General features: G+C 68.9%; 21 protein-coding genes. 5 read left to right on the forward strand and 16 right to left on the reverse strand.

Translation table 11 applies throughout. The features are described 5' to 3' along the window. Window positions 1-303: 303 nt before the first annotated feature. The 14 genes from ACIRON_RS10860 to ACIRON_RS10925 all read right to left on the reverse strand — a co-directional run bounded on the left by ACIRON_RS10860 (window position 304) and on the right by ACIRON_RS10925 (window position 12,915). A complete protein-coding gene (locus ACIRON_RS10860) occupies window positions 304-1,092 on the reverse strand; it encodes a glucose 1-dehydrogenase (RefSeq protein WP_402992339.1) in 789 nt (262 codons plus the stop codon). A gap of 2 nt (window positions 1,093-1,094) precedes the next feature. Continuing rightward, window positions 1,095-1,973 (reverse strand): SDR family NAD(P)-dependent oxidoreductase, encoded by an 879-nt coding sequence (locus tag ACIRON_RS10865; protein ID WP_402992340.1) that lies wholly within the window; start codon window positions 1,971-1,973, stop codon window positions 1,095-1,097. 6 nt (window positions 1,974-1,979) lie between these two features. Then, on the reverse strand, window positions 1,980-2,174 hold the full coding sequence (locus ACIRON_RS10870) for a ferredoxin (RefSeq protein ID WP_402992341.1): 195 nt from the start codon (window positions 2,172-2,174) through the stop codon (window positions 1,980-1,982). A 29-nt stretch (window positions 2,175-2,203) separates the two neighbouring features. Next, complete coding sequence (locus tag ACIRON_RS10875; protein ID WP_402992342.1) at window positions 2,204-2,680, reverse strand: pyridoxamine 5'-phosphate oxidase family protein; 477 nt, start codon at window positions 2,678-2,680, stop codon at window positions 2,204-2,206. Between the two features lie 94 nt (window positions 2,681-2,774). After that, on the reverse strand, window positions 2,775-3,629 hold the full coding sequence (locus ACIRON_RS10880; protein ID WP_402992343.1) for a hypothetical protein: 855 nt from the start codon (window positions 3,627-3,629) through the stop codon (window positions 2,775-2,777). After that, window positions 3,629-4,201 carry a hypothetical protein gene (locus ACIRON_RS10885; RefSeq protein WP_378730504.1) on the reverse strand — a complete coding sequence of 191 codons (573 nt, stop codon included), beginning with the start codon at window positions 4,199-4,201 and terminating at the stop codon, window positions 3,629-3,631. Before ACIRON_RS10885 ends, ACIRON_RS10880 begins: the two co-directional genes overlap by 1 nt. A 5-nt stretch (window positions 4,202-4,206) precedes the next feature. Beyond that, entirely contained in the window at window positions 4,207-5,484 is a 1,278-nt protein-coding gene (locus ACIRON_RS10890; protein ID WP_402992344.1) for an MCE family protein, read from the reverse strand. Next, window positions 5,484-6,842 (reverse strand): MCE family protein, encoded by a 1,359-nt coding sequence (locus ACIRON_RS10895; RefSeq protein ID WP_402992345.1) that lies wholly within the window; start codon window positions 6,840-6,842, stop codon window positions 5,484-5,486. The genes ACIRON_RS10890 and ACIRON_RS10895 overlap by 1 nt, the downstream gene beginning before the upstream one ends. Then, on the reverse strand, window positions 6,839-8,104 hold the full coding sequence (locus ACIRON_RS10900; protein ID WP_402992346.1) for an MCE family protein: 1,266 nt from the start codon (window positions 8,102-8,104) through the stop codon (window positions 6,839-6,841). Before ACIRON_RS10900 ends, ACIRON_RS10895 begins: the two co-directional genes overlap by 4 nt. Next, window positions 8,101-9,090: an MCE family protein gene (locus ACIRON_RS10905; RefSeq protein WP_402992347.1), complete on the reverse strand. Its 990-nt coding sequence runs from the start codon at window positions 9,088-9,090 to the stop codon at window positions 8,101-8,103. Before ACIRON_RS10905 ends, ACIRON_RS10900 begins: the two co-directional genes overlap by 4 nt. Continuing rightward, window positions 9,090-10,187 (reverse strand): MCE family protein, encoded by a 1,098-nt coding sequence (locus ACIRON_RS10910; RefSeq protein WP_402992348.1) that lies wholly within the window; start codon window positions 10,185-10,187, stop codon window positions 9,090-9,092. The genes ACIRON_RS10905 and ACIRON_RS10910 overlap by 1 nt, the downstream gene beginning before the upstream one ends. Then, a complete protein-coding gene (locus ACIRON_RS10915) occupies window positions 10,184-11,326 on the reverse strand; it encodes an MCE family protein (protein WP_402992349.1) in 1,143 nt (380 codons plus the stop codon). The genes ACIRON_RS10910 and ACIRON_RS10915 overlap by 4 nt, the downstream gene beginning before the upstream one ends. A gap of 7 nt (window positions 11,327-11,333) precedes the next feature. Next, on the reverse strand, window positions 11,334-12,176 hold the full coding sequence (locus tag ACIRON_RS10920; protein ID WP_091041523.1) for an ABC transporter permease: 843 nt from the start codon (window positions 12,174-12,176) through the stop codon (window positions 11,334-11,336). Window positions 12,177-12,183: 7 nt separating this feature from the next. Then, on the reverse strand, window positions 12,184-12,915 hold the full coding sequence (locus ACIRON_RS10925) for an ABC transporter permease (RefSeq protein WP_305367616.1): 732 nt from the start codon (window positions 12,913-12,915) through the stop codon (window positions 12,184-12,186). A 375-nt stretch (window positions 12,916-13,290) separates the two neighbouring features. Between ACIRON_RS10925 and ACIRON_RS10930 the strand changes: the two genes are divergently transcribed. Beyond that, a complete protein-coding gene (locus tag ACIRON_RS10930) occupies window positions 13,291-14,541 on the forward strand; it encodes a phosphatidylserine/phosphatidylglycerophosphate/cardiolipin synthase family protein (RefSeq protein WP_402992350.1) in 1,251 nt (416 codons plus the stop codon). A 119-nt stretch (window positions 14,542-14,660) separates the two neighbouring features. Here the strand turns inward: ACIRON_RS10930 and ACIRON_RS10935 are convergent, their stop codons facing one another. Both ACIRON_RS10935 and ACIRON_RS10940 read right to left on the reverse strand, forming a co-directional pair. Beyond that, complete coding sequence (locus tag ACIRON_RS10935) at window positions 14,661-15,566, reverse strand: DNA-3-methyladenine glycosylase family protein (RefSeq protein ID WP_402992351.1); 906 nt, start codon at window positions 15,564-15,566, stop codon at window positions 14,661-14,663. 147 nt (window positions 15,567-15,713) lie between these two features. Next, window positions 15,714-16,145: a MarR family winged helix-turn-helix transcriptional regulator gene (locus ACIRON_RS10940; protein WP_402992352.1), complete on the reverse strand. Its 432-nt coding sequence runs from the start codon at window positions 16,143-16,145 to the stop codon at window positions 15,714-15,716. Window positions 16,146-16,197: 52 nt separating this feature from the next. Here ACIRON_RS10940 and ACIRON_RS10945 point away from each other — a divergent pair, with 52 nt between their 5' ends. The 4 genes from ACIRON_RS10945 (at window position 16,198) to ACIRON_RS10960 (ending at window position 20,588) form a co-directional block, all read left to right on the forward strand. Then, window positions 16,198-16,788: a TIGR03086 family metal-binding protein gene (locus ACIRON_RS10945; protein ID WP_402992353.1), complete on the forward strand. Its 591-nt coding sequence runs from the start codon at window positions 16,198-16,200 to the stop codon at window positions 16,786-16,788. 31 nt (window positions 16,789-16,819) lie between these two features. Beyond that, window positions 16,820-18,325, forward strand: coding sequence for an ATP-dependent DNA ligase (locus ACIRON_RS10950; protein WP_402992553.1), 1,506 nt, complete (start codon window positions 16,820-16,822; stop codon window positions 18,323-18,325). Window positions 18,326-18,381: 56 nt separating this feature from the next. Continuing rightward, a complete protein-coding gene (locus ACIRON_RS10955; RefSeq protein WP_402992354.1) occupies window positions 18,382-19,836 on the forward strand; it encodes a glycerophosphodiester phosphodiesterase in 1,455 nt (484 codons plus the stop codon). Window positions 19,837-19,898: 62 nt separating this feature from the next. Next, window positions 19,899-20,588: a TetR/AcrR family transcriptional regulator gene (locus tag ACIRON_RS10960; protein WP_402992355.1), complete on the forward strand. Its 690-nt coding sequence runs from the start codon at window positions 19,899-19,901 to the stop codon at window positions 20,586-20,588. The last annotated feature ends 214 nt before the right edge of the window (window positions 20,589-20,802 follow it).

Raw genomic sequence — 20,802 nt, forward strand, 5'->3', positions numbered from 1 at the left:
ACCGAGGCGTCACTCCCGTCGGCCGAGTCGGCACGGTGGTGCCATCTCGACCGACGTACGTGACGTCTCGGCCGAATAGGCAGTTCTGGTGACCCGAGTCGGTCCTTGTGGCGTACCGAGTAGGCAGTGGTGGGCGACGAGTCTCTACTTTCGTTGCCCACAACTACATCCTCGGCACGCCACAACTACCTTCTCGACCGGACCGAGGCGTCACTCGCGTCGGCCGAGTGGGCACCACGGTGACGTCTCGGCCGACGTACGTGACGTCTCGGCCGACGGGGGTGACGCCTCGGCGGTGGTGGGTCAGCCGCCGTAGGCGTGGGTGGCGGTGGCGCCGCCGTCGATGGCGATCTCGGCGCCGGTGACGAAGCCGGACTCGTCGGAGGCGAGATAGACGTACAACGGGGCGATGTCCTCGGGGTGGCCGACGCGCTTGAGGGCGACCTTGGAGGCGCCGAACTCCATGGCGGCGTCGTCGGCGCCGACGCCGCGGGTCATGGGGGTGTCGATCATGCCGGGGTGTACGGAGTTGACCCGGATGCCGCTGGGGCCGAGCTCGAGGGCGGCGGCCTTGGTCATGCCACGGATGGCGAACTTGGTGGAGGTGTAGCCGGCCACGAACGCCATCCCCGCCAGACCCTCGATCGAGGAGGCGTTGATGATCGAGCCGCCGCCGTTCTCCTTCATCGTCGAGATCACCGAGCGCATCCCGAGGAAGCAGCCGAGGGTGTTGACCCGCCACAGCAGCTCGAACTCCTCGACCGGCTGGGTCAGGATCTCGCCGAAGCGCAGGATGCCGGCGTTGTTGGCGAGAACGTTGACCGGGCCGTACGTCTCGGCGGTCTGTGCCACGAGCGAGGTCCAGGAGTCCTCCGAGCTGACGTCGTGGTGGACGAAGAGCGCGGACTCCCCCAGGGAGTCGGCGAGCAACTTGCCGGGCTCGTCGGCCACGTCGGCGATGACCACCTTCGCGCCCTCGGCCACGAAGGCGCGCGCGATGGCGGCCCCCTGGCCCTGCGCGCCACCTGTGACGATCGCGATCTTCCCGTCGAGGCGGAGCCCTCGACATCCAGCATCGTCGAGACGTGCCATTCTCAGTTCTCCTTGAGCTTCAGCTGCATGATCGAGTCGGCCGAGAAGCCGGCCGCGGGGTCGCGGTCGGCGAACCAGCCGCCGACCTGCTTGTCGAGCGAGTCCATGTCCCAGGCCGCGTTGTCGAAGCGCTCGGCCACCGTGGGCGGCGCCAGGACGGCGATCATCCCGCCGTAGACGACGAAGACCTGCCCGGTGATCGCGGCGGCCGCCGGCGAGGCGAGGTAGGTGACCAGCGGCGCGACGTGCTCAGCCCCGTAGGAGTCGCCCGTGAGCACACCCTCGGTCATCGCGGTCGCGGCCCGCGGGCAGATCGCGTTGGCACGTACGCCCGAACGGGCCATCGAGCGCGCCGTCGACATCGTCAGCGCGGTGATCCCGGCCTTCGCGGCGCCGTAGTTGGCCTGTCCCGGAGGCCCGGCCAAGAACGCCTCCGAGGAGGTGTTCACCACCGCGGCGTCCACCGGTGCGCCGGTCGACTTCGCCACCGAGCGCCAGTGCGCCGAGGCGTTGCGGGTCAGCAGGAAGTGGCCACGCAGGTGGATGCGTACGACGAGGTCGAACTCCTCGTCGGACATGTTGAAGAGCATCTTGTCGCGGGTGATGCCCGCGTTGTTGACCACGATGTCGAGTCCGCCGAAGCCGTCGAGGGCCGCGGCGAGCATCGCGTCGGCGGTGGAACGCTCGCCCACGTCGCCGGCCGCGATCACCGCCTCGCCGCCGAAGCCGCGGATCTCCTCGGCCGCCTCCTCCGCCGCGCCGGGCAGGTCGTTGAGCACCACCCGGGCGCCCGCCCGGGCCAGGGCGACGGCCTCGGCACGCCCGAGACCCGCTCCGGCGCCCGTGACGATCGCCCGCTTGCCATCCAGATCAACGCTCACGTGGTGCTACTCCTCGATCCTCAGGGCCGCCTTGGGGCAGCCGGCCACGGCCTGCTCGACCCGGTCGCGGTTCTCGTCGGTCACCGTCGGGTCCTCGATCTGCAGGTAGTCGTCGTCATCGATCTCGAACACGTCGGGCGCGAACGACTCGCACATCCCGTGGGACTCGCACAGGTCGAAGTCCGCGATCACCTTTGCCATGTCGGCCTCCTTGTTCCTCGTCGTCCTGGTCAGCCTTGGCCGGGCAGCGCGCCCAGCTTGCGGTGGTCCCAGCTGGCGACCTTGTCGGGCTCGATGACGATGCCGACGCGCTTGTGCGCCTGCTTCGAGACCAGGTCCTCGCCGAGCTCACCCAGGTCGGCACCACCGGCCATCCGGGTCATCACCCGCGACCCGATGCCCTTGATCTCGTCGTAGTCCTCGACGAGCCTGGCCCGCCCGGTGATGCTCACCCCACGCAGCTCGAAGTAGTCCACGCCGTCCTCCACCAGGCAGGTGACCCGCGGGTCGCGCCGCAGGTTGCGGACCTTCTGGGAGGACCCGTAGGTCCAGAAGGCGATCTTGCCCTCGTCGAGCACGTAGAACAGCGTCGTCAGGTGCGGAGCGCCGTCGGCACCGACGGTCGCGACCTGCACCTTCATCTGCGAGCCGAGGAAGTCCTCGATCTCGACCTCGGTCAGCTGTACGGACTGGCGGGAGCCGGCCATGTGCCCTCCTCGAGCAGTGAAACTAGAACACGTTCTACCATAGCAGGGACAGGTGTCCCTCGGAACAACCTCATCATGAGAACCGGGTCGCGGACTAGGAGGCGGCCGTCATCTCGGAGATCAGCCAGCCGCCGTCGTCCTTGACCAGCGTCAGCACCTCCCATGTCGGGCTGACCACGGTGTTCTTCGTCTTGGGCGCGGTCGCGCTCTGGTTGACGAAGAGCAGCACCTTCGCGGAGTCCTCGGTCGCCGAGATGATGGAGGCGGCACAGTCCTCGTCGACGCAGGCCTTGCCCTCCTCGGCGGCCTTCGCGCCCTCCTCGGAGAGCGGCGCCACCTCGGCCGCGACCTTGATGCCGAGGTCGGCCTGCTCCTTGCGCTTGTCCTCGCCGGGCAGCGTCTTCTCGTAGTCCTTCTGCATCGCCGGCGTCATCAGCTTCTTCGCCGCCGCGATGTCCTTCTCCGCGCTGGCGGCCTGATAGGACATCACCGTCTGGGTCAGTCCGATCGAGTGCTCCATGATCGCCGCCCGGGACCCGGCCGCGGTCAGCTCACCGCTCGGTGCGACGTCGTCGTTCGAGGCCAGGTCGACGGCCAGCCAGAGCAGGCCGCCGGCCACCAGGACGAGTACGCCGAGAACGGCCGTCAGCACCCGGCTGCCGTCACCCAGCCACCGCTCGGCGAACCCGGCACGCGCCTCGTCCTCAGCCTCGTTCCCAGCGTCGTCCTCAGCCTCACCCTCATCCTCAGCTTGAGACTCTTCGTCGGCCTCAGCGGCCTCCGGAGCAGCCGCCTCGTCACGTACGTCCTCGTCCTGCTCCTCGGCCGGAGGCAGCAGGTCGGAGCCGCAGTAACGGCACTTGATCGCAGCGGCCTTGATCGTCTCCGCGCAGAAGGGGCACTCCTTCTGGCCGGTGGAGACCGATCCGTTCGCTCGTACGCCTGTCATCAGTTGACTCCTGCCAGGTCGGACATGCGCCATCCGTCCTTCGTCTTGTCCAGCGACACCTTGAACCGGTACTTCGAGCAGCGCGCGCCGTCGTAGGGGCAGGTGTCGCTCTTCTTCAGCTCAGCGGTCTGGCTGCTGGTGACGACCGAGTCCACGGCGACCAGCACGACCGCCTTCTTCGACCCGATCGCACGGATGCCGACCTGCTTGACCTTGCCCTTGGAGACGGTCTGGGCGGGGATCGCGGCCTGCCGGATCTGCTCGGCGATGGCGGTGTACTCCTTGCCGAAGGTGCCGGTCGAGATCTCCTTGACCGCCTGGATCCGTGGGTCCATGTCGCGGTAGTCGACGTCGAGGAAGGCGATCACGCCGTCCTCGGCGACCGCCTTCACCTCGTCGTAGTCGGCGGCGGCGGCCTCGGCGGGCGTCGTCCAGGGAAGCACCCGGGCGCCACCGATGAAGACAGCGGCCGCGAGCACGACCAGGACCACCACCACCGCCGCGAGGACGGTGTTGACCCGCCCCAGTCTGGCCAGGGAGAGCTTGACGTCGAGGGAGTTGTCGGATGGCATCTGGCTCACTCCTCTCCCAGGATCATCGATCGCCAGGAGTCGTCGGACAGGGCGGAGACGAGGCCTCCGTCATCGGTCGGGGTGGACATCGTGACCGTCTTTCCATCGGGAAGCTTGGTGCGCCCGGTCTTCGGGTCGTAGGTCGTGACGTACTTCCCCACGCCCTCGGGCTCGGGCACCATGTTGACACCCCGCTGCATGATCGGGTTGTTGCCCTCGTAGTCAGGCTGGGCACGTTCGTCGGTGCACTTCGCCGGGTAGAGCGGCTGGTCCTCCATCACGGTCCCGGGGATCCACTGGTCGGCGGGCTTGTAGCCCTTCTGGCACGGCGGAGTGGTGTAGACGAAGCCCATCGACAGGTGACCGTAGCCGTCACCGGGCGAGCCGGTCCACCCGGTCGCCACGACCCGCGGGAAGGTCACCAGGGTCTGCTCGATCGCCGGCAGCCGGGCCGTCAGCACCTCGTTGACCGTGCTGAGGTTGGCCAGGAAGACGGGCAGCAGCGGCTGCAGCCCGTCGAGCAGCGACTGCACCTGCACCGCGGTCGCCTCGCCGCCCTGCAGGATCTCGCGCAGCTCCGGGTCACGCTTGTCGAGGGTGGCGGTGACCTCCTCGAGCCCCTTGGCGAAGTCGCGGATGTCTCCGCTGTGCTCCTTCTGCGTCTGGAGCACGGTCTGGCTGGTGTTGAGGAGACGGATCGTCTCCTTCTGGTGCGCCGAGGCCTCGTCGACCAGCGTCGAACCCGAGTCGAGCAACGTACGCAGGTTCTCGGCGTTGCCGCGGAACAGCGTGCCGAGCTCGGCGACGACGGTGCTCAGGTCCTCCCCGTTGATCGAGGTGGTGAAGCTGTTGAGCTCGGTGAGCAGCTCGTCGGTGGTGCCGGGCATCGACTCCGGACCGGCGGTCACGACATCACCCTCGGCGAGGTAGGGGCCGGAGGCGGAGTCGGGGATGAAGTTGATGTACTGCTCCCCCACCGCCGAGAGGTTGTGGACCTCCACCTCGGCGTCGCGCGGCACCTCGGTGCCCGGATCGAGCTCCAGCTCGGCGCGTACGCCCTCGTCGGTGACGGTCATCGAGGCGACCCGGCCGATGCCGATGCCCCGGTAGTTCACCTCGCTGCCCTCGTAGAGGCCACCCGAGGCCGGCAGGTCGACCGACACGTCCACGTGGCGACCCAGGACCCGGTCGACGACGCCGAGGTAGGCCGCCGAGACGTAGAAGATCCCGACCGCGGCGAGGATGAGGAAGATGACCAGCTTGTTGCGGACGCTCCGTGTCATCAGCTGCCGCCTCCCAGCAGTCCGAGGAGGCCGAGCAGGCCTCCGGTCGTCGGCTCGGCCGTGGGCGACTCGGTGTCCGGAGGCTCCGAGAGTCCTTCGGCGATCTCCGGGACCAGGTCGTTGAGCCCCGGCGTCTTGGTCGAGGTCTCGCTCTTGGGCAGCAGGTCGGAGACGTCCGGGATCTTGGGCATCTTCTCGCCCTTCTTCAGCGGCGTGTCCTCCTTGCCTACCACCGAGCACACCAGATTCAGGTTGGTGAGGTCGCACAGCGCCTTGGCCAGGGGCTGGATCGCGGCGCACCCCTTCGAGTAGGAGAGACAGATCTGGAGGACCTGCGGCAGGATGCCGGTCGACTCGCCGTTGGTGAGGCTGCCGACCAGCTTGTTGAGGTCGAGGTCCATGTGGAACAGGGCGTTGGAGTAGTCACCCATCGCCAGCCCCGAGGCGTTCTCAGGGAACGGGAAGCTCGCCGCCATCATCAGGCCGCGGGGCAGCGAGTCGCCCGCGTCGGCGAGCTCGCGCAGCGTCGGCGCCAGCTCGTCGAGCGCCGTGGTCAGGTTGGCGCCGCTCTGGTTGATCACCCGGGTCGCAACGACGCCGAGCCGGTCGAGCGCCTTCATCATCTTCAACAGGTCGGCGTGCTGCTGGCGCAGCACCTCGAGGGCCGGTCCGAAGGAGTCGATCGCCGCCTCGATCTTCGCGGACTCCTTGTTGAGGGTGCGGGTCAGCCGGTCGACCTGCTCCATCGCCTTGATGATGGAGCCCTTCTGCTGGTTGAGCGAGGCGACCGTGGTCTCCAGGTTGCCCAGCAGTGCCCGCATGTCGCCGGTGCGCCCGTCCATCATGGTGTTGAGCTCGTCGCTGATCGTCTTCAGCTGCCCGACTCCGCCGCCTGCCAGCAGGAAGGAGAGCGCGCCGAGCACCTCCTCGACCTCGGGGTTGCGGTTGGTGCGCTCGAGCCCGATGGTGGCGCCGTCGCCCAGCTTCCCCGCACTCGCGATCGTGGACCCCTCGGGTGCCACCAGGGCGATGTACTTCTCCCCGAGCAGGCTGGTCTGGCGTACGTTGGCCAGCGCGTCGGCCGGAAGCTCGATGTTCTTGCGCAGGGTCATGGTGACCTTCGCGTGCCAGCCCTCGCGCTCGACCTTGTCGACCTGGCCGACCGGGACGTCGTTGGCCATCACCTTGGTGCGCGGCACCACGTCGACGACGTCGTTGAACTCCGCGACGACCACGTAGCCCTCGCCCTCGCCGACCTCCTTGCCGGGAAGCGGCAGGTCATAGGCCTGTACGCCGCACCCGCTCGCCACGGCGACGATGCCGAGCATCGCCAGGGCCGCTGCCCATGCGCGCCTCATTTCCTGCCTCCTGACATCAGGTCCTGGAGCGAGCCCGAGAGTGCTCCGATCCCGCCTTCGGTGACCACCTCGGGCTCGACCTCGGGCTTCTTGGTCTTGTCGCCGGGGATCCCCGTCGGGGTGTCGATCGGCAGCCCGGTGGCGGTGTCGCGGTCGGTGGGAGCGGCGGCGTCGGTGAGCGCACCGCCGACCGCCGAGGTGACCCCGCTGGGGAGCAGCGCCTTGAACAGTGCGCAGATCTCCTTGGCCCCGGGGATCTGGTCGTTCTCGACGACCATGCAGAGGATGTTGGAGAGGTCCGAGCCGATCGGACCGACCTGCAGCCGGAAGCCGACCGATCCGGACGCCGGGTCGAAGGACTCGGCCAGGTTGCCGATCCCGAGCGGCGCCAGGTCGATGACGGTGCCGAGCGTCTCCTTCTCCTTGGCCAGGATGTTGAGCGTCTTGTTGAGCTGCTTGACGTCGCCGACCAGGGCGTCGCGGTTGTTCTCGACGAAGGACTTGGTCACCTTGACCGCCTGCGCGATCGCGACCAGCGCCTGGTCGAGCTCGTCGCTCTCCCCGGCCAGCTGGGTGGAGACGTCCGAGAGGTCGGTGAGGAACTTCTCGGTCGTGTCGTCGTTGCGAGCCAGGGTCCTGGTGACCTCGGAGAGCTGGGAGAGGGTGCTGAAGAGCTGCTCGGAGTTGCCGCCGAGCACCTGGGCCGCCTCGGACATGTCGGCGATCGCCTGGTTGCCGATCTTGCCGTTGCCCTCCAGTGCGTCGGCGCCCTCACGCAGGACGTCGCTCAGCGCACCGTTCTTGTTGGCACCGTTGGGCCCGAGCGCCGTGGTCAGCTCGGAGAGGCTGGCATAGATCCGGTCGAGCTCGACCGGCACCGCGGTGCGCTCGATCGGGATCTCGCCGCCGTCGGCCGTCGTCGGTCCACCGGTGTAGGCCGGCGTCAGCTGCACGAACCGGTCCGCGACCAGGGTCGGTGTGACGATGGCCGCCTTCACGTCCTTGGGCAGTTTGTAGTCGCTCTCGTACTCGATCACCGCGTCGACGTGGTCGCCCTTCGGCTCCAGCGAGGCGACCTTGCCGACCTTGACACCCATGATGACCACGTCGGAGCCCTCGTAGATGCTCACCGCCTGCGGGAAGCTGGCGGTGACCAGCTTGGTGTCGGGCGCGGCCACCTCGGAGACGAGCAGCAGCCCGCACATCAGCACCAGCGCGATGGGCAGCGCGGCCCACTTTCGGCCCCAGAAGTTCTTTGTCATTCCACGATCCCTGGTCGTCGTCCGGGCACGAACTCGCCGCTCACGATGCCGGTCAGGTTGGCGAGGTAGGCGTCGAACCAGGGGCCGGTGCCGATGATGTTGATCAGGATCGACGCGTACGGCCCGTAGTTCTGGATGGTCTTGGTCAGGTCCTCGTCGCGGGCGTTGAGGAACTTCAGCGCCTGCTGGAGCGCGTCCAGCGCGGGACCGATCTGCTTCTGGTTCTCCTTCACCAGGGCCTGCAGCTGCTCGGCCAGGGCGGTGGCGTTGACCAGCAGCTGGTGGATGGCCTGGCGGCGTTGGATCAGCTCGGCGAAGACCTGGTCGCCGTTCTCCATCACGCTGATGATGTCCTGCTTGCGCTCGTTGACGAGCTGGACGACCTGCTCGGCGTCCTGCAGCAGCGACTCCAGCTCGTCACCGCGGGCGGCGATCGTCTGGGAGAGCGCGGCGATGCCCTGGAAAGCGCCCTGCACCTCGGGTCCGGCCTTGTCGAGGGTGCCCGACATCGTGGTCAGCGCCTTGGCCAGCTGCTGGGTGTCGATCGCCTCGGTCGTCTCGGCGAGGTCGCCGAAGGTGCCGACGATGTCGCTGCCGGCGCTGGTGCGCGCGAGCGGGATCGTATCGCCGGCGTCGAGCGTCCGACCGCCCTGCGGGGTGACGTCGAGGTACTTCTCCCCCAGCAGGTTGAGCACCCCGATCTTCGCCTCGCTGCGGTGGCCGATCTCGGTGCCGTCGACCGAGAAGGAGACGACCACCTTGGCTCCCTCGATCTCGATGTCGCTGACCCGGCCGACCCGGATGCCGGCGATCTCGACCCGGTTGCCCACGTGCAGGCCGCTGGTGTCGGAGAACTCGGCCTGGTAGGTGGTGCCGGCGAACCACGGCAGCTTGCGCAGGTTGAACGCAGCGGTGAGCGCCAGCGCGATCACGACGATCGTGATCACGCCGGTTCGCTTGAGCTGAGTGTCGCTGTGATGAGCCATCAGAGCTTGCACCTCTCGGCCCGGCTGTAGAACGCCACGTTGTCGAGCTGCTTCTGGATCGCCTTGACGGCCGGTGAGTTGTCGAGCAGCTCACCGAGCGAGGGCAGCTTGATCGAGAAGTCGAGGTCGCAGAGGTAGTAGTTGTACCAGGAGCCGTAGCTGCCGATCCGCGCCTGCGACTCGAGGGTCTCCGGGAGCCGCTCGAGCGTCTTGTCGAGCAGCTTCTGGTTGCCCGGCTTGTTGAGGATGTCCACCACGCGCTTGAGCTGCTTGATGTCCTCCTTGAGGAACGGGCGTACGTCGGTGAGCAGCCCGGCCAGCTCGTCGGTGAGGTCGCCGATCGAGGAGATCGAGTCGCCGATCGCCTCCTTGTCGCGAGCCAGGTCCTTCATCCAGCCGCTGAGCTGCTGGATCAGGTCGGCCAGCTCGGTGTGGTGCTCGTTGACCGTGTTGAGCGTCTTGGACAGGTTGGTGATCACGTCGCCGATCAGCTGGTCGCGTTCGGCCAGGGCGCTGGTCAGCTCCGCCGTCTCCGAGAGGAGGCTCGCGACCGTGCCGCCCTCCCCCTGCAGCACCCGGATCAGGTTGAGGGAGAGCTTGTTGACGTCCTTGGGCTGCAACGCCTGGAAGAGGGGCTGGAAGCCGTTGAAGAGCTCGGTCAGGTCGAGCGCCGGCGTGGTGTTGGCCATCGCGATGGCCTGCCCCTGCCGCAAGGGGGTGCCCTCCGATCCCGACTGCTGTCCGGCGTCCTGGGTGAGCGCCAGGTAGCGGTCGCCGACGAGGTTCAGGTAGCGCACCTGGGCGCCGCTGGCGGTGGTCAGCGGCACCGTCTCGTCGACGCGGAAGGTGACCATCGCGTGGTCACCGCCCTCGATCTCGACGGAGAGCACCTCGCCCACGGTGATGCCGGCGACGCGTACGTCGTCTCCCTCGCTCAGGCCCGAGGCGGTGGTGAACTCGGCCCGGTAGGGCACCCGGTCGCCGAAGCCGACGTTGCCCATGATCGAGGCCAGGGTGCCGGTGACCAGGATCGAGAGGACGGTGAAGATGACCAGCTTGGTGCCGGCGACCGTGGTCTTCAGATCTCGCTTGTTCACTGCAGACCCCCGTTCCCAGGAGCCCACGGGACGTCCTCGGTGCCGTTCTCGAGCTCGTTCGGGCCGGCAGGCACCTTCGGGTTCGGCAGGCCGTCGCACCACGGACCGTGGCCGATCTCGCCCCACTCGGGGCGGTCGTCGCGGCCGTACGCCGGCTTCTGGGTGCCGTCGAGGACCATCGTCTGGCGCACGCGGTTCTGCTGGAAGACGGTCGCCAGCAGCTCGGTGTAGTCGTCGAGGCCCCGCAGCAGGCAGGTGTACTCCGGCGAGTAGTCGGAGAGCAGCTTGAGCAGCGGGACCGCCAGCTCGGTCTCGTACCTGATCGCCTTCTCGTTCTCGGCGAGCAGGTTCTTGGAGGTGTCGGCGACTCCGGTCACGGAGGTGAGCAGGCCGCCGAGGCGGGCACGCTGCTCGGTGACGGTGTTGGCGGTGGTCGTGGTGTTCTCGAGGACCTTGACGAGGTCGGGCGCGGCCATGGAGTAGGTCTCGGCGACGTCGGCCATGTCTTCGAGATCGCGTTCGAGTGTGGGGAGGTGGACGTTCATCTCTTCGAGGTAGTCGTTGAGCTGGACCATGGTCTCGCCGAGCTTCTCCCCGTTGCCGGAGAGTGCGGTGGCGAGGGCGTGCAGGGTGCTGTTGAGGTCCTGGGGACGGATCGACTTCAGCAGCGGGAAGAGCCGGGCCAGGATCACGTCGAGCTCGACGCTGGTGCGGACCCGGTCGGCGGGGATCACGGTGCCGTCGCTCAGTGCGCCGGTCCGCTCCCCCTCGGGGTCGATGAACTCGACGTACTTCTGCCCGAACAGCGTCGTCGGCTTGATCGCGACGCTGACGTTGGCGGGGATCTGCTCGGCCTGCTCCGGCTCCAGACCGAGCTCGATGACGGCCTTCTTGCCGTCCTGGTCGATCTTGCGGACCTGGCCGACGATGACGCCGTGCATGCGGACGTCGCCGTAGCGCGGCAGCTGCAGGCCGGCTCTGTCTGCCTCGACGCTCACAGTGGTGAACTGCACGAACGCCTTCTGGTAGATCGCCACGCAGAGCGTGATCAGCAGGGCGAGGGTCACCGTGAAGACGATCCCGGAGACGAAGAGCTTGGCGTGCTCGGCGCGGGTGTCGCGCTGGATGCCCATCAACATCTGGCGCTCACCCCGTGATCCGGACCGTGGTCGTCGATCCCCAGATCGCGAAGCTCAGGAAGAAGTCCGCGACGACGACGGTGACGATGGACGTACGGATCGCCTTGCCGACCGCGATGCCGACCCCGGCCGGGCCGCCGGAGGCGGTGTAGCCGTAGTAGCAGTGGATCAGGATGATCGCGACCGCGAGGATGATCAGCTTCAGGAAGCTGTAGAGGATGTCGATCGGCGGCAGGAACGCCAGGAAGTAGTGGTCGTACGTCCCGCCCGACTGCCCGTACATCAGCGTCGTGATCAGCCGCGGGCTGAGGTAGGAGGCGCACAGGGCGACGATGTAGAGCGGGATGACGGCGAGGAACCCGGCGATCATCCGGGTGGTCACCAGGTAGGGAAGGCTCGGCACTCCCATCGCCTCGAGCGCGTCGATCTCCTCGCTGATGCGCATCGCGCCCAGGCGGGCCGTGTAGCCGCAGCCGACGGTCGCGGCCAGCGCGATCGAGGAGATCAGCGGGGCGACCTCGCGGGTGTTGAAGAAGGCCGAGATGAACGCGGAGAACTTCGCGACCCCGATCTGGCTCAGGCTGGCGTAGCCCTGGATGCCGACCTCGGAGCCGGCGAAGAAGGCCATGAAGGCGATCACGCCGACGGTGCCGGCGATCATCGTCAGGCCACCGGCACCGAAGGCGACCTCGGCGAGGATGTTGAGCACCTCCCGCTTGTAGCGGCGGATGGTGCGTGGCGCCCAGGCCAGGGCCTTGACGTAGAAGAGCAACTGGTCGCCATAGCCTTCGACGGCCTGGCGCTGCTCCTTGACGATCTGGTTGCCCACCTGGGCGAGCGTGTTGGACACCGGGGGATCACAACCCGTCCTGAGGAACGATCTGGAAGTAGACAGCGGTCATGATGGAGTTGAGGACGAACAGCATCATGAACGCGATGATCACGGCCTCGTTGACCGCTCGGCCGACGCCACTGGGACCACCCTGGGCGTTGAGGCCGTTGTAGGCGCCGATGATGGCCGCCAGGAAACCGAACAGGGCCGACTTGACCATCGAGATGTAGAGGTCGGGAAGGCTCGCCAGCGCGGTGAAGCTCGACAGGAACGCACCGGCCGAGCCGCCCTGGACGATCACGGTGAAGAAGTAGCCGCCACCGATGCCGGTCGCGATCACGATCCCGTTGATCATCACCGAGACGAACAGGCACGCGAGGACCCGTGGGATGACCAGCCGGATCACCGGGTCGATGCCCAGCACCTCCATCGCGTCGATCTCCTCACGGATCTTGCGCGATCCCATGTCCGAGCAGATCGCCGACCCGGCGGCACCGGCGATGATCAGCGCGGCCGCCATCGGCGCCGCCTCCCTGACCACCGCGAGCACCGCTGTCGCCCCCGCGAACGACTGCGCCCCGAGCTGGCCGGCGAGGTTGCCGACCTGCAGCGAGATGACCGCCCCGAAAGGGATCGAGACCAGCACGGCGGGCAGCAGCGTGACGCTGGTGATGAACCAAGCCTGCTCGAGGAACTCCCTCATCTGGAACTTGGTCGTGAAGGTGCCCTTCACGACCTCTCCGGTCATCAGACCCATCCCGCCGACACCTCGGACCAGCGAGGCGAACTGCACTGCCATCCTTGACCTTTCGCGAGGGCTTGTGACTCGGCTCACGTTTCGAGCCTGTAGTAGAACATGTTTCAGTTCTGAGGGCAACGACCCGCCGCGACATGCCCGGGAACAGGGTGGGAGGTATTTCGTTTCAACGACTTACCCGGCGGTAGGTGACGCGGGTCACAGGATCCTCCACCCTTGCTCCACGACTGGAGAAGGTCGGCTCTCGCATGCTGGTCCCGAGCGCGATCACCCGCGCCGGAGCCGCCGATGGGGTAAGAAGTCCGCGCCGGTGTGTCTCGCCGCGCCGGGCCGGTTAGATTGGGGACCGTGATGAGACTGTCGCCGGGGGGCGTCATGAGGTTCCTACGCCGCCTGCTCCTCGTTGTCTTCGGCGTGCCGGTGGCGCTCGCCGTCGTGATGAGCCTCGTCGACGGCTACCGCAGCCGCGGCCAGCGCGGGCGAAGGGGCAAGCCGTTCCCGGTGACGCCACCGTTGACCAACAGCGTCGGCGACGGCACGGTCACCGCCTATACGTTCGGCAACGACCTCTACGAGGACATGATCGCCGCCATCGATGGCGCCAAGAAGCAGATCTTCCTCGAGACCTACATCTGGAAGGGCGACGAGGTCGGCCAGCGGTTCAAGCAGGCGCTGGCCTCGGCGACCGAACGCGGCGTCGACGTCTACTGCATCTACGACGAGCTCGCCAACCTCGTGGTCCCCTCCCGGTTCAAGCGCTTCCCCGAGGGAATGCACGTCCTGCGCTACCCCGCCTACGCGGCGGGGTGGCGCTTCTTCGACCTCTCCCGCTACGGCCGCGACCACCGCAAGATCCTGGTCGTCGACGACACCGTCGGGTTCGTCGGCGGCTACAACATCGGGACCGCGTACGCCACGGAGTGGCGTGACACGCACGTGCGCATCACCGGCCCCGGCGTCTGGGACCTGCGTCGCGCGTTCGCCGACTTCTGGAACCTCAACCGGCGGCGGCCGCACCCGCTGAACCACCGCGACGGCGCCGAGGGACCGCTGCTCATCGAGACCGCCCCGTCGTGGGAGCCCGATCTCCGGTTCCACCGCAACGTGCCCCGGCTGTGGATGTTCCCGATCCGGTCGATGTACCTCGAGGCGATCAACCGGGCCTCCCGCAACATCTACCTGACCACCGCCTACTTCGTCCCCGACGAGGACTTCGTGGACGCGCTCAAGGCGGCAGCCCGGCGCGGGGTCGACGTACGCATCCTGCTGCCGCTGAAGTCCAACCACATCGTCGTCGACTGGATCTCGCGCGGCTACTTCTCCCAGCTGCTCGGCTCGGGTGTGCGGATCCTGCGGTTCAAGGACGCGATGATCCACGCCAAGACCGCCACCGTCGACGGCTTCTGGTCGACCGTCGGCACCGCCAACATCGACCGGCTCTCGCTGACCGGCAACTACGAGATCAACCTGGAGATCTTCGACCGCGACGTCGCCAAGCAGATGGAGGAGATCTTCTCCCGCGACGAGTCCAACGCGCTCGAGCTGACCGCCGACGAGTGGGCCGCCCGCGACATCCACCGCAAGTTCACCGAGCTGGTCCTCACTCCCCTGCGCCCCCTGCTCTGAAGGCCCGTAGCCGGCACGCTGCCCCGAGGCCTGCCGAGTCGGCGGATCTGCCCCCGTGCCTCGCGAAGCGAAGCGAGCGAGAGGGGGCGGATGCGCCGACTCGGCAGTAAATCAGGCAGTCAAGAAGGCAGATGCGTCCGAGGCGACATCTTCGGCCCCCGCCGAGGCCGCTGCCCGGCACCCCGATAGATCAGCGCCACGACACGGGCACGGTGGGGGCGAAAGCCCTCCAGGTAGTCGCGGAGCCGGTCGTCGTCCCAGGCCTGGTTCGTCAGCGCCCACCCGACGTCCTTGGCGAGGTGGTAGTCACCGAAGCTGACCGCGTCAGGGTCGCCGAGCGCCCGCTGGCGCACCTCGGCGACGGTCCACTCCCCGATGCCCGGGATGGTGGTGAGCCGCCGCTCGACCTCCTCACCGGGGAGACCAGCGGTCCGCTCGACCGCGGTCGCGACCCGGGCGGCCTGGAGGACGGCCTTGGACCGGGCCGGATCGACCGGCAGGCGCAGCCAGTCCCAGCTGGGGATCGTCCGGAGCGTCTCGGGTGTCGGCTGCAGGCGCAGCCCGTGATCGGCCCCCGGCCCGGGGGCGACCTCACCGAAGCGCCGGACGAGGTTGCCGAAGCCGCGGAACGCCTCGTTGTTGGTCACCTTCTGCTCGATGATCGAGGGCACCAGCGCCTCCATCACCAGGCCGGTGCGCCCGAAGCGTGGTGTCTCGAATCGCTCCAGCAGGCCCGCGAGCAGCGGGTCGTCGGTGCAAAACTCCTCGGGGCGGTCACCCGCACCCAGCAGCCCGGGCACGTGCTCCAGGGCCCACTCCGCACCCTCGCCCCACGCCTCGGACTCGACCTCGGCGTCGCGCTGGCGCAGCCTGAGCGTGGCGGAGCCCTGTGGCGTACGGACGGCTCTCCAGTGGTCCTCGCCGAGGATCTTGTACGTCGGGTCGCCCAGCCCGCGCCGCAGTGGGCGCAGCATGGAGGCGAGGCCCACGGTATAGCCCGGGCGCACGGTCCGCTGCTGGCTCATGCGGCCACCGTTGACCGAGGCACCTCGGCGACCCGTCGCTTCCTTCGCGGAACTCCCCGAAGTAGGCGGGGCGCCACCGAGCTACCTCGGTGAGCATTCACGGCGCTCATGTCTCGAGGTTAGCCCGCGGGGAGACCTGGCTGGTGATCAGACGGGTCGCGTCGCCGGCTCGGTCGCGGCGAGAGCCGTGAGAGCGCGCTCGAACGCGGCCCGGTCGGCCGGGTCGAGATCGGCCAGCAGCTCGGACTCCATGGCCCCGATCGCCTCGCGACAGCCCCGGAGGGTCCGAGAGCCGGCGGGCGTCAGGGAGACGATCCGGTTGCGACGGTCGTCCGGGTCCGGTTGGCGCTCGACCATGCCCTGGGCCATGAGCCGGTCCAGGTTGCCGATCAGGCGGGTCTTGTCACGGCCCGTGGTCGCGGCGAGCTGGGCCTGTGTGGGCGCATCCGACTCGGCCAGGGCGGTCAGCACCGCGTAGTCCCACATCTCCAGCCCCGCGGAGTCGAGGATGGGCTTCTCGCGGGCCATCACCTCGCGCATCAGACGGGACAGCAGGAAGCCGAGCTCAGGTCGATCCACGGCAGGATCCTAATCGTTCGACATATCATCTACCGCTGCTTACGATCAACGAATGCTTACTTTCGAAGACCTGCTCGCGGAGCATCGCCACGCCCTCGACGACACCACCGCACTCGCCGCCTCGGCCGGCGATCTGACCGTCCCCACCCCGTGCGCCGGATGGGACCTCGCCGACCTGTTCGGGCACATGGTCGGCCAGAACCTCGGCTTCGCCGCCGCGGTGGCCGACGGCGACGCGCCGGTCGCTGCGTACTCGTCCGTGCCGGTGACCGTCGACGACGTCGCCCGGAGATGGCAGGAGTCGGCCGGGCGGGTGCGAGGCGCGTTCGGCGCCGCCGACCCGGAGGCGACGATCCACCTCGCCGAGTTCAACTTCCGGCCGACCGTCACGGTCGCACTGGGCATGCAGCTGCTCGACGCCGCGGTGCACGCCTGGGACGTCTCGACCGCCCTAGGACGCGACTATCGGCCCTCGGCGGCCACCATCGGCTTCGTCCTCGACATGGCGCGGCAGATCGCCGCGCGGCCGGGCGGGACGCCGGTCTTCGCCGCGCCGCTCGTCGAGCGTGGCGAGGATCCGTGGGGCGACGCGCTCCGTCTCCTCGGGCGCGACCCGGACCGAGATCGCCCGGAAGTCGGGTGAGGTTGTCGGTGGCGTGAGGTTCACTGGAGACATGCTGCTCGCCGACATCGTCTCCACCTCGAACGCCGTCGCCGCGACCCGGTCGCGGAAGGCGAAGGTCGCCGCGTTGGCGGAGTGTCTCGGCAGGGCCACGCGCGAGGAGCTGCCGGTGGTGACCGCCTATCTCGCCGGCACGCTGCTGCAGCGGCGTACAGGGCTGGGGTGGCGCTCTCTCACCACACTCCCCTCGCCCGCGGCCGATGCGTCGCTCACGGTGAGCGAGGTGCACGAGGCGTTCGAGCGGATGTCGCTCCTGGCGGGCTCGGGCTCACAGGTCGCCCGGGCAGCCGAGGCGGAGACGCTCTTCGGCGCGGCGACCACGGCCGAGCAGGTGTGGCTGCGGGGCGTCGTCACCGGAGAGGTACGTCAAGGGGCGCTCGACTCGCTGGTGCAGGAGGCGCTCGCCGTGGCTGCCGAGGTGCCGTTGCCCGCCGTGCGCCGCGCCGCGATGCTGGCCGGCTCGACCGTGGTGGTCGCCGGACTGGCCTTCGACGGCGAGGAGGCACTCGCCGAGGTCGGGCTCGTGGTCGGCCGACCGGTGATGCCGATGCTGGCCTCCTCGGCCGGGTCGGTCGAGGAGGCGCTGGCGAAGATCGGTGGGCCGGCGGTGGTCGACACGAAGCTGGACGGCATCCGGATCCAGGTGCACCGGCGAGGCGAGGAGGTCGTGATCGCCACCCGCACCCTCGACGACATCACCGCCCGGCTGCCCGAGGTCGTCGAGATCGTACGCAGCCTCCCGGTGTCCTCGGTCGTGCTCGACGGCGAGGCCATGCTGGTCGGACCGGACGGACGGCCGCGGCCGTTCCAGGAGACCGCCTCCCGCACGGCGACCCGAGGAGAGGCCACCGCCGTCGTGGCGCCGTTCTTCTTCGACGTACTCCATCTCGACGGGGCCGACCTGTTGGGCAGCCCACTCTCCGAGCGGCTCGCCCTGCTCGACTCCGTGGTTCCCGCCGAGCACCGCATCGCACGGGTGGTCACCGACGACCCGGCAGCGGGCGAGGCGTTCGCTGCCGGCGCGCTGGCCGGCGGACAGGAGGGCGTCGTGGTCAAGGGCCTCGAGGTCCCGTGGGAGGCCGGGCGGCGCGGATCGGGCTGGATCAAGGTCAAGCCGGTCCACACCCTCGACCTGGTCGTGCTCGGCGTCGAGTGGGGGTCGGGACGCCGCAAGGGCTGGCTCTCCAACATCCACCTCGGCGCTCGCGGACCCGACGGGTTCGTGATGATCGGCAAGACGTTCAAGGGCATGACCGACCAGATGCTGGCCTGGCAGACCGAGCGGTTCTCCGAGCTCGCGCTCGCGGACCCGCACAGCGACTGGGTGGTCGAGGTCAGACCCGAGCAGGTGGTCGAGATCGCCTTCGACGGCGTGCAGCGCTCGACCCGCTACCCGGGCGGCGTCGCGCTGCGTTTCGCCCGCGTGGTGCGCTACCGCGACGACAAGACCGCGGCGGAGGCGGACACGATCGCGACGGTTCAAGGCTTTCTTGATTAACACTATCGGGATACCGGTCAAAGCCGCGATCGAGCCATCCCCTAACCTCACTGCGCATGCCCCCATACGCCCGGTTCGCCACGCCGCTCGCGGCGCTGGTGATGGTTCTCGGCCTGGCCGCCTCCGCTCCCGCTCCTGACTCCCCTGCCGGGCCCATCGACGTTGCGGCCCCGGTCTCGAGCGTCGCCCGGCCGATCCCGCACGAGGCCTTCACGCTGAGCGGCTCGATGGGCGCGAGCGTGGAACGGGTGGTGCGCCTGCAGAGCTATCACCAGGGCGCCTGGAAGGTCGTCCAGAAGCAGACCGTCGCGAGGTCGGGCGAGTACGCGTTCTCGGTGACCCAGCCGTCGTCGGTACGGACGCGATGGCGCGTCCTCGCCTACGGCATCAAGCGCGAGGGCCGCGGCTGGCGTGAGCGGGTCACGGCGCCGCGTACGCTCTTCGGGCAGCCGCAGGCCGTCACCACCAGCGTGGCGCGGTCGGTGCGTGCCGGGAGCGCGGTGCGGCTCACCCTCTTCGCCGCGCCGGCTCGCCCCGGCCGGGTGCTCACCCTCCAGCGCGAGGTCGGCAGCGGCTGGCGCAAGGTCGCCGACCTCACCACCGACGCGACCGGCCATGCGACGTACGTCTTCCGGACCCGGGCCGTCACGAAGACCCGGTTCCGGACGATCGCCCGGGCACATCGCGGCGCGCCGGCGTTCGTGGGCCCCTCGGCGGCCGTGTACGCACTCGGAAGCAGGCCGGTCGGGGTGATGGCCTGGCGCGGCGACTCGCTCAACTATCCGGAGAACACCCTGGACGCGTTCCGCAGCGCGGTGCGGCAGCGGGCCGACTTCATCGAGATGGACTTCCAGCCCACGGCCGACGGCGAGTGGGTGCTGCTGCACGACGGCGACTTCCGGCGTACGACCGATGTCGAGGCCCGCTTCCCCGAGCGCCGGACGGCGAGTCCACGGGCGTTCACCCTCACCGAGGTGCAGTCGCTCGACGCGGGCTCGTGGATGGGCCCGCAGTTCCGGGGTGTCCGGGTGCCGACGATCGAGGAGACCTTCGACGCCATCGAAGCGGCCGAGAGGCTCGAGGGGCACCAGGTACGCCTCGTGGTCGAACTCAAGGGTGAGAGCGCCGCCGAGATGCGTGCGCTCTACCGCAAGGTCGTCTCGCTGCGTCCCGGCTGGGTCTCACGGAAGGACCATCGCGACAAGGCGATCTTCATGAGCTTCGAGGCCGGCCACTTCGACTTCCCCGGTGTCGAGAGGACCGGGATGGAGAGGGTCGCCGTCAAGGACGAGCCCGACCCCGCCGACGCCTACGGCCGCGGCTTCGCCCAGGTGCACCTCCACACTCGGCTGCTCGATGCCGCCCTCGTGGACCATTACCGTCGCCAGGGAGCCGAGGTCGGCACCTGGCCGGCGGTCGGCACCGCATCGGTGCTCCGCGCCGCGGTGGCGGGGGTCGACTACGTCACCACCGACGACATCGCGGGTGCCCGGAGGGCCTTGCTCCACTAGGCAGATGTGAGGACCGACACTCGGAGTGCAACTCCGAGTTGCACACCGCGTACAGTGTGCCTGTGAGCACTCGACCATCCGGACCCGAGTCCGACGGCCGCCGCTCGGCCGCCGCGGCCCGGCGCCGCGCCCGCGAGGCAGACATCGTCGCCGCCACCCGCAAGATCTTCGACGAGCGCTGCGTCAGCGACGCCCAGATCGAGGACATCGCCAAGGCTGTCGGGATCAACCGCGCGATCGTCTACCGGCACTTCACCGGCAAGGACGAGATCTTCGCACTCACCCTCGTCGGCTACCTCGACGAGCTCCGCGAGCGGATGCTGACCGCGACCGAGGGCGACAGCGCACCCACCGACGTGGTCCGCGACGTCGTCGGCACCTTCGTCGACTACGGCATCGAGCACCCCGCCTTCGTCGACTGTGCCCAGACGCTGATGCGCCGCAGCGGCTCCGACCTGCTCGACGAGCTCTCCGAGAGCGCCCTGTTCCGCCTCGGCCGGGCGATGAACGGCTGCCTCACCATCCTCACCACCGTCTTCGAGGACGGCGCCGCCTCCGGCGAGCTCCACGTCAAGGACGCCAACCTCCTCGCCAACACCCTCTACGCCTCCGGCCTCGGCGCCCTCCAGCTCGCCCGCGTCGGCATCCTGGTCTCCGAGTCCGCCCCCGGCGTACCCACCGTCGGCTCCGTCTCCCCCGACCAGGTCCGCGACTTCCTCGTCACCTCCGCCCTGGCCCTCACCGCCAAATAACCCCGAGCCGTCACGTACGTCGGCCGAGACGTCAGTTCCGTCGGCCGAGACGTCAGAACTGGGCGAGAATGTAGTTGTGGGGGGGGGGGGGGGGGGGGGGGGCCCCCCCCCCCCGGGCCCGCCCCCCCCCCCCCCCCCCCCCGCCGCCCCCCCCCCCCCCCCCCCCCCCCCCCCCCCCCCCCGGAGTGACGACTCGGCCGACGGGAGCGACGCC

It is taken from the genome of Nocardioides sp. NPDC101246 (genome assembly GCF_044767415.1).
Taxonomy (GTDB): Bacteria; Actinomycetota; Actinomycetes; order Propionibacteriales; family Nocardioidaceae; genus Nocardioides.

Coding starts and splice junctions, on each gene's coding strand:
- ACIRON_RS10860 (WP_402992339.1), bottom strand. CDS start 1,092: ATGGCACGTCTCGACGATGCTGGATGTCGAGGGCTCCGCCTCGACGGG.
- ACIRON_RS10870 (WP_402992341.1), bottom strand. CDS start 2,174: ATGGCAAAGGTGATCGCGGACTTCGACCTGTGCGAGTCCCACGGGATG.
- ACIRON_RS10875 (WP_402992342.1), bottom strand. CDS start 2,680: ATGGCCGGCTCCCGCCAGTCCGTACAGCTGACCGAGGTCGAGATCGAG.
- ACIRON_RS10880 (WP_402992343.1), bottom strand. CDS start 3,629: ATGACAGGCGTACGAGCGAACGGATCGGTCTCCACCGGCCAGAAGGAG.
- ACIRON_RS10885 (WP_378730504.1), bottom strand. CDS start 4,201: ATGCCATCCGACAACTCCCTCGACGTCAAGCTCTCCCTGGCCAGACTG.
- ACIRON_RS10890 (WP_402992344.1), bottom strand. CDS start 5,484: ATGACACGGAGCGTCCGCAACAAGCTGGTCATCTTCCTCATCCTCGCC.
- ACIRON_RS10895 (WP_402992345.1), bottom strand. CDS start 6,842: ATGAGGCGCGCATGGGCAGCGGCCCTGGCGATGCTCGGCATCGTCGCC.
- ACIRON_RS10900 (WP_402992346.1), bottom strand. CDS start 8,104: ATGACAAAGAACTTCTGGGGCCGAAAGTGGGCCGCGCTGCCCATCGCG.
- ACIRON_RS10905 (WP_402992347.1), bottom strand. CDS start 9,090: ATGGCTCATCACAGCGACACTCAGCTCAAGCGAACCGGCGTGATCACG.
- ACIRON_RS10915 (WP_402992349.1), bottom strand. CDS start 11,326: ATGTTGATGGGCATCCAGCGCGACACCCGCGCCGAGCACGCCAAGCTC.
- ACIRON_RS10925 (WP_305367616.1), bottom strand. CDS start 12,915: ATGGGTCTGATGACCGGAGAGGTCGTGAAGGGCACCTTCACGACCAAG.
- ACIRON_RS10930 (WP_402992350.1), top strand. CDS start 13,291: ATGAGGTTCCTACGCCGCCTGCTCCTCGTTGTCTTCGGCGTGCCGGTG.
- ACIRON_RS10935 (WP_402992351.1), bottom strand. CDS start 15,566: ATGAGCCAGCAGCGGACCGTGCGCCCGGGCTATACCGTGGGCCTCGCC.
- ACIRON_RS10945 (WP_402992353.1), top strand. CDS start 16,198: ATGCTTACTTTCGAAGACCTGCTCGCGGAGCATCGCCACGCCCTCGAC.
- ACIRON_RS10950 (WP_402992553.1), top strand. CDS start 16,820: ATGCTGCTCGCCGACATCGTCTCCACCTCGAACGCCGTCGCCGCGACC.
- ACIRON_RS10955 (WP_402992354.1), top strand. CDS start 18,382: ATGCCCCCATACGCCCGGTTCGCCACGCCGCTCGCGGCGCTGGTGATG.